The sequence below is a fragment of the Alicyclobacillus shizuokensis NBRC 103103 genome (assembly GCF_001552255.1).
In the GTDB taxonomy this organism is placed as follows: Bacteria; Bacillota; Bacilli; order Alicyclobacillales; family Alicyclobacillaceae; genus Alicyclobacillus_G; species Alicyclobacillus_G shizuokensis.
The window spans coordinates 50,772-57,503 of sequence record NZ_BCQV01000030.1; the positions used below are offsets into that span (position 1 = coordinate 50,772).

The following is a 6,732-nucleotide window of genomic DNA, read 5'->3' on the forward strand; positions in this document are numbered from 1 at the left end:
GTTCCAATCATCCGATAATCATACGAACACTTGTGGTTGTCTGGAGTGTCGAAACCCTTCAATGCACCCCGACTACCATTTGGGTAATGGCGTCCAACGTGGTTTGGTCCCTTGTGAAGTTCCCTATCTGGACGCCCCGTTCCAATACGACGAATCTATCGGCAACTTGATAGACTTGGCCGAGGTTGTGCATGATGAGAATCACCGATACCCCTTTGCGACTCACCTCCTTGACGATTTCAAAAACCCGCTCGGTTTCCTTGACGGATAACGCCGCTGTCGGCTCGTCGAGAATCAGAAGCTTCGCCCCAAAGTAAGCCGCTCGGGCAATGGCGACAGCCTGACGCTCTCCCCCGGACATATGACCGACTTCCTCTCTCGTTGAGCGCAATCGAATCCCCATGTCGGCCAGGGCTTGCATACAGGCCTGTTCCATTTCCCTGCGCCGCAACACGTTCATCCAGCCAGCACCCGTTCGTTCCTTGCCAAGAAAAAAGTTTCGCCAGAGGCTTAAGTTCTCAACCAGAGCGAGATCCTGGTAGACCGTTTCGATGCCTAGTGCTCGCGCCTCGCTGGGAGATTTCAGGCGCACCTCCCGACCATCGAAAACCATCTTCCCTTCAGACGGCGCATGATACCCACTGATAATCTTGATGAGCGTCGACTTCCCGGCTCCGTTGTCGCCAATGAGTGCCACAATTTCGCCGCGGGCGATGTTGACATTCACGTCCCGGAGCGCCTGAACGGTCCCAAACCGTTTCTGGATATTCGAGAGTTGCAAGATATCCTCCAAGTCGTGCACCCCCTTACGCACTTCTAGACTTGCTGATCTTGCTGACACGGACGTTGAACATGACGGCAATGATTAAGATGATCCCAACAAACGAGGTGTACCAATAACTTGGCGCCCCCATGAGGATCAACCCCGACGTAATCATGCCCATCAGAAGGGCACCGAGGCAGGAGCCAACCACACTCCCGATGCCCCCGGCAAGTGCCGTGCCACCAATCACCGCAGCCACGATGACGGTCAGTTCTAAGCCTTGACCCTGTGCCGGGGAGACCGAATTCAGCCTTGCGAGGTCCATACACCCAACTAGGCCGGCCAACAAAGCGCTGATGCAGAAGTTCACGACCTTGACCCGCGTCACCGGAATGCCCATGGCGCGCGCAGCATCCGGTTTGCCACCGGAAGCAAAGCACCAGTTCCCAAATTTCGTCTTGTTGAGTACGAACCATCCGAGCACAGCGGCCACGACAAACCAGACCGCGGTAAAGTGCAGCCCCCCGACAACCTCCCCTCCCATAACGTGCATCAATTTGGAGCTGCCGAAGTACGAAATGGGATATCCTCCAGTCGCCACGAGAACGATGCCGCGCCACCACATCTGTGTGCCCAACGTGACAATGAATGAGTTGACATGGAATCGCGTCACGATGAGTCCATTGGCCAAACCGGTCAGTGCAGCGGGAATGAGGGCGCACACGAGGCTGAGCCAAATGTTCCAGTGTTGTTGGACAAAGAGATACGCCCAGATGGTGGGACACAATGCGTAGATGGAACCGACTGAGAGGTCAAACTCCCCACTTATCATGAGGATGGTGATGCCAATCGCGATGATGCCAATCTCCGCCGCGCTTGTAATAATGGAGGCGGCCTCCGTCATCGATAAAAACTGTGGATTCAAGACGGTAAATATGACTGCGGCTAGAACAATGCCCCCGATTACGCCGAGTTCCTTGACTGAAAAAAGGGTTCGACTCCACCTCAATCCCTTCGGCCCCGATAGAGTTTGTAGCTGAATTTTTCCGGTCATCTCCTTCACATACCTTTCGTCTTAAATTCTATTCTTTCATGTCCAACACGCGCTTGGCATGAAGTCTCATGCAGGTCAAGGTGGCCTTATACGATCCGTACCGGACACGTACATGCGTCAAACATCCGAAGTCGGCCGGATACAAGGAAACCGCTTTCCTCGCCGAAAAACACCGAGCTGTCCCACTGAGATATTTTCTGAAAGAAACCGCTTACAATAAGGGTAGGAGAAACAAAGCTTTTCTTTCAAACAGCCCCAATAACTTCCTTATATTCCCAATTTGCGCCTCATTTGAGCCTAAGGTTTGTCGTATTTTGCTCCTTCTTCCCCCTTTATCAAGTCTTTGTACCCTAGTCGTGTTTATAGATCCGCATGTTCGCGCAACGAAAACCTGAGTTGGTATCCCATACAGCGAACGAGATCTATAAAATATTATTTTTATATTTTTATGTATACATATGAACAAACCTCCATCCGAGAGAGTCTTTCGGTCGACCTCGTCACGGATGATATTAAGGATAGCGCTTTCTTTGCCTCATTATAATTGGGGCAGGCGTCTTTGTAAATACGTTTTCGAAAATTTATTGTTATCAACCTCTGCCCACACAGCCTGTAAGTTGCATAGGGCCTCCCGACGCTCGTAAGTCGTCACCTCAAATACGAATGTAACCGGAGTCGTGCACCGCCACTGAATTATCAAGCCAAATGTGCCATGTTCCCTGAAATTCAACTTCCCTTCAAGGTGCTTCCTCTAACTTAAAGTGTGGGGTGGGCCAATATGGTCAGGAAAATTCTTGGTTCTGTAGTCATCGCGGGAATCCTTGGTATCCTGATTTTTTTGCAGTACGGAATGCGAGCGCGGCAAGCTGCGGCACAACGACCAAGTCAGGTCACGAAACAGGTAGGCCGTACGACGGAACCGACACAACACCGTCTGAATCTATTTGGAACCCAATTTCGCCAATTTATAAAAACACGTGACGACGATGTCTCTGTCGCAATCTACGATAAAAGGACGGGGAAAACATACAGTTTCCATCCGAACTCGGTATATTGTCCCGCAAGCACCATAAAAGTACTTATCCTGGCGGAGACGTTGAAAGAGAATGATGGAAATCTAACAGAGGAGCAGCAAGAACAATTGACGCGAATGATTGAAAATAGCGACAATGATGCCGCCACCGATTTATGGGAGGATGACGGCGGCACTGCGGCCATGCAGAGGTTCATGGACCAACTAGGAATGTCCCACACCACCGCGAATGACCACTGGGGATTGACCACCACGACAGCGTCGGACATGTTAAAAGCCATGAAGCTATTCGCCTGCCCAAATGACATCCTAACCAATGAGGAACGCAAATACGGACTTAATCTGATGGAACACGTGGAAGCGGATCAACAATGGGGAGTGAGTGCGGGAGTCGACACCAACGCGACAGTGGCCATTAAAGATGGATGGTCACCGAAGACCTGGTCTGATTGGCGGATCAACAGTTTAGGTTATGTGGATGGAGATGGACGCAACTACGTCATCGCGGTGTACACCATCAACAACCCGACGGAGCAGTACGGCATCGACACCATAGACGACATCTCCAAAATGATTTGGAATGAACTTCAAACGAAGTGAATGATCCCACGCGAAGCCCACACATCACGCCCAGAGGTTCACAGTCTGTATTCGCTCCTGTCTCCGCACTCCTACACCCTCCAAAAACGGCGAAAGGGCTCGCCAGTATGCAACTCGGTGTACGGCGGGCCCATCCCACATTCCAAGTGGTTGCTTCGCAACATTCCTGCCCCTGTTCGACTCAACCTCTCGGCACCCGCTGCATGAATTTGGTCTCACGCCTGCGCCCTCAGGTTGTCCAACACCGCGCGGGTGACCTCCTCCGTGCTGTGCCTGCCGCCAATATCGCGCGTCTTTACGCCGGACGCCAACGTCTTCTCTATCGCCTTCAGCACGAGATCACCCAGCTCTTCGTACCCGAGAAAGTCGAGCATCATCTTCCCCGTCCAGATTTGACCCAACGGGTTCGCTATGCCCTGCCCAGCGATATCCGGCGCCGAACCATGCACGGGTTCAAACATCGACGGGTATTTCCGTTCGACATTCAAATTCGCGGCGGGCGCGATGCCGATGCTGCCCATGATGGCTCCGCCAAGATCGGTCAGAATGTCCCCAAACAGATTCGAAGCCACGATGACATCCAACGTCTCCGGTTTCATCACGAAGAAGGCGGACAGCGCGTCAATGTGTGTGCGCGAGGTCTGAATGTCGGGAAACTCCCTGCTCACCTCACCAAACACCCGATCCCAAAACGGCATTGTGTGCGTGATGCCATTCGATTTGGTCGCGCATGTCACGTGCCGCTTGCGCTTCGACGCCAACTCAAATGCGTACCGCATCACCCGTTCCGTGGCTTTTCGGGTGAAGACCGAGTTCTGAATCGCCATCTCGTCCTGTCCTTCGTGGATCCGTCCGCCAATCTCGGAGTACTCACCCTCGGAGTTCTCGCGAACCACCAGCAGATCAAAGCCGTTCGGGTGCCGCAGAGGGGATGGCAACCCCGGCAACAGCTTGGCAGGCCGTATGTTGACGGTCTGCTGCAGCTCTCTTCGAATTTTGATGAGCAATCCCCATAGGGACACGTGGTCCGGGACCACGCTCGGCATGCCAACCGCACCCAAGAATATCTGATCAAAGTTTTTCAGCGTCTCAATCCCTGTTTCCGGCATCATTTCGCCGTGCTCCAGATAATAATCGCAACTCCACGGGAACTCTGTCCAAGAGAACGCCAATCCTCCGTGGATCTCAGCAGCAGCATCCAGGACACGAATGGCCGCCGGAACCACTTCCTTACCGATTCCATCGCCCGGTATCACGGCGATGTCAAACTTCTGCACAGGCTACCCCTCCTCAAGTATAAAGTAAAATATTCCAGCATCGCCTTGCCAATACCGACCAATGCGGCCTGGTGGAGTTGCTGACAGCCGTAGTCGGTTCCAGGCAGGCCATACCCACGAGGTTATCTCCGTGTACCCATTGCCCGGCATGTACTCCGCGTGTCCCGCTGGATGCTCAGCGCGTCATATGTATGACGATTCCAATCAATATGGATAAGCAAGATGGAATCGGAGTGCCCCGCCTTCTTCCCTCGACGCGCGTCCGATCCCAACGTCAATGGTGTATCAGAGAATTCTCCGCTTCATAAAGGGGGTATCCGCTTCTGCATTTCTGCGTCCAGACAAGTAATCTCCCTCACTGAGGAACTAACCCATCTACAGAATCCATATCCCACATTCGTCCCGGAAAAAGTCATTTGGCATTCTCATCACGTTGGAATATCCCAAAAATCAGCTTTTCGGGGCCTTGACAATATGCAACATAACCTCTCCCTGGAATCGGCATTTTTGGGTATATCGTCTCACCGCCATTCGCAGTAATTTTCACTAAATATTCGTCCACGTTATCAACCTCAATTGTGTTAATTACACGAGCTTGCCCATCAGGGGAGGGCAAAATTCCACCGGTAATGCCGGTGCCTTCTTCATCCGTGGTAATAAGCCAATAGCCTAAATCACCATGTTTTTCAATCTTCCACCCGAAGATGTTCCTATAAAACTCGACTGTTTGTTCCGTATTCGCTACTTGCATTTCAAAATGGGCTATACGATTCATGACATTTCCCCCTCATCATTCACTTGCATACTTGGTACGACCACATTAGTATCTGAAGCCATTGCATGTTCTGCATTTTTACTCCATAGCGCCAATCTTTCGGCATCTTCCGGACGGAGGTGATTCATTCCTGCCCAATTGCTCTTGAAATCTCCCCCGCTATCGAAGTTAGGGTGGTACCATGGCTACATCCTCCATGTCCGAGTTAACACTAATCTACAGAAAGGCTAATTTTCAATCAAGCCATACCTGCGAGTATGTTGAGCTTCATCATCGATGGTTAGGCCTAACTTCTATGTCAAACATGGGACAGAAACTGCATGACTCCCAAACCGACTGCTACAACAAGAATCAGACCTAGCAATCCGTACAGCCAAAAGAGGGAATGAAGACTTGAGCGGTGACCATGAACGTTGATCTCCGCCCTTTTCTTGAAGTAGTGAACCGTGGCCAACACGGAGGCTAAAGCACCGGATAGCGTCAGGCCTTCAGCTACGATGCGGATTGGATACCATCTGGAGATATGGGTATCGATGGCGAGAGTGATTAACGCAAATCCCACACCGGATACGGATAGAATTGAGCGCAGCCAAGCCAGCACCGTTCGCTCATTGGCCAGGTGTTGCAAAACGCGTTTACTCTCATCAGTATCATTCATCTTCTACGTTGTTCCCTCCGGTACTTTCGGGGGATGCCATATTGTTCCCCAACGGAACGCTAGTAGGCGAGGGCCATATAACACGCCATTGCAATCAAAACTGCGGCGACGGAAGAGCCGACGAAGATGACACAGATCCCGGTTGAATGAAACCCAGAATGATTAATCCCCTCTCGCTTCTGTAGATACGAAACAGCCGCGAAAACGGACGCCACAAAGCCAAATACAATTGTAAATAAGCCTATCAGCTTGATGAGCAGGTCAGCGTTTGAATGTAGTCGATTGCCGAATTCAAAATGAAGTGTGGTTGTTACGAAACCAACGCCTAAAATCGATATGATTGTACGAATCCACGCCAGAAAGGTACGTTCGTTGGCGAGATGCTGCTGGACATATTTAGATTCATCCACGAAGACAGGCGGCCGTTCTAAACCCTGATGAACTTGTGTAGATTTCCTCCTGCTGATCATCATTTCCACCTTCGCCACCGCAGTCTGGTTTCAATCCCCAACAATTGCACATGCCCGGGCAGCGGATGACAACGAGCATCACGCGTCGGCAGCACACCGGAA

The 6,732-nt window shown here is 51.5% G+C and carries 8 protein-coding genes; 1 reads left to right on the plus strand and 7 read right to left on the minus strand.

The window, feature by feature from the left end; genetic code table 11:
- Nucleotides 1-58: 58 nt before the first annotated feature.
- Together ASH01S_RS12390 and ASH01S_RS12395 are read right to left on the minus strand one after the other, a co-directional pair.
- Nucleotides 59-793, minus strand: a complete 735-nt coding sequence (locus ASH01S_RS12390) for an ATP-binding cassette domain-containing protein (RefSeq protein ID WP_067928691.1) — start codon at nucleotides 791-793, stop codon at nucleotides 59-61.
- A gap of 13 nt (nucleotides 794-806) precedes the next feature.
- Nucleotides 807-1,772: an ABC transporter permease gene (locus ASH01S_RS12395; RefSeq protein ID WP_067928709.1), complete on the minus strand. Its 966-nt coding sequence runs from the start codon at nucleotides 1,770-1,772 to the stop codon at nucleotides 807-809.
- An 823-nt stretch (nucleotides 1,773-2,595) separates the two neighbouring features.
- On the opposite strand from ASH01S_RS12395, the gene ASH01S_RS12400 reads away from it, so the two are divergent.
- The gene (locus tag ASH01S_RS12400; protein ID WP_067928692.1) at nucleotides 2,596-3,450 is read left to right on the plus strand and encodes a serine hydrolase; all 855 of its coding nucleotides are present in this window, start codon (nucleotides 2,596-2,598) and stop codon (nucleotides 3,448-3,450) included.
- 215 nt (nucleotides 3,451-3,665) lie between these two features.
- Here the strand turns inward: ASH01S_RS12400 and ASH01S_RS12405 are convergent, their stop codons facing one another.
- From ASH01S_RS12405 to ASH01S_RS12420, 5 genes are all read right to left on the minus strand, one after another.
- Nucleotides 3,666-4,727, minus strand: coding sequence for a tartrate dehydrogenase (locus ASH01S_RS12405; RefSeq protein WP_067928694.1), 1,062 nt, complete (start codon nucleotides 4,725-4,727; stop codon nucleotides 3,666-3,668).
- A 122-nt stretch (nucleotides 4,728-4,849) separates the two neighbouring features.
- Nucleotides 4,850-5,005, minus strand: a complete 156-nt coding sequence (locus ASH01S_RS19890; protein WP_505578023.1) for an LCP family glycopolymer transferase — start codon at nucleotides 5,003-5,005, stop codon at nucleotides 4,850-4,852.
- Nucleotides 5,006-5,139: 134 nt separating this feature from the next.
- Complete coding sequence (locus ASH01S_RS12410; protein ID WP_067928696.1) at nucleotides 5,140-5,502, minus strand: VOC family protein; 363 nt, start codon at nucleotides 5,500-5,502, stop codon at nucleotides 5,140-5,142.
- A 298-nt stretch (nucleotides 5,503-5,800) separates the two neighbouring features.
- A complete protein-coding gene (locus tag ASH01S_RS12415; protein ID WP_067928698.1) occupies nucleotides 5,801-6,160 on the minus strand; it encodes a YidH family protein in 360 nt (119 codons plus the stop codon).
- A gap of 59 nt (nucleotides 6,161-6,219) precedes the next feature.
- Nucleotides 6,220-6,648: a YidH family protein gene (locus tag ASH01S_RS12420; RefSeq protein WP_083521178.1), complete on the minus strand. Its 429-nt coding sequence runs from the start codon at nucleotides 6,646-6,648 to the stop codon at nucleotides 6,220-6,222.
- Nucleotides 6,649-6,732: the final 84 nt, after the last annotated feature.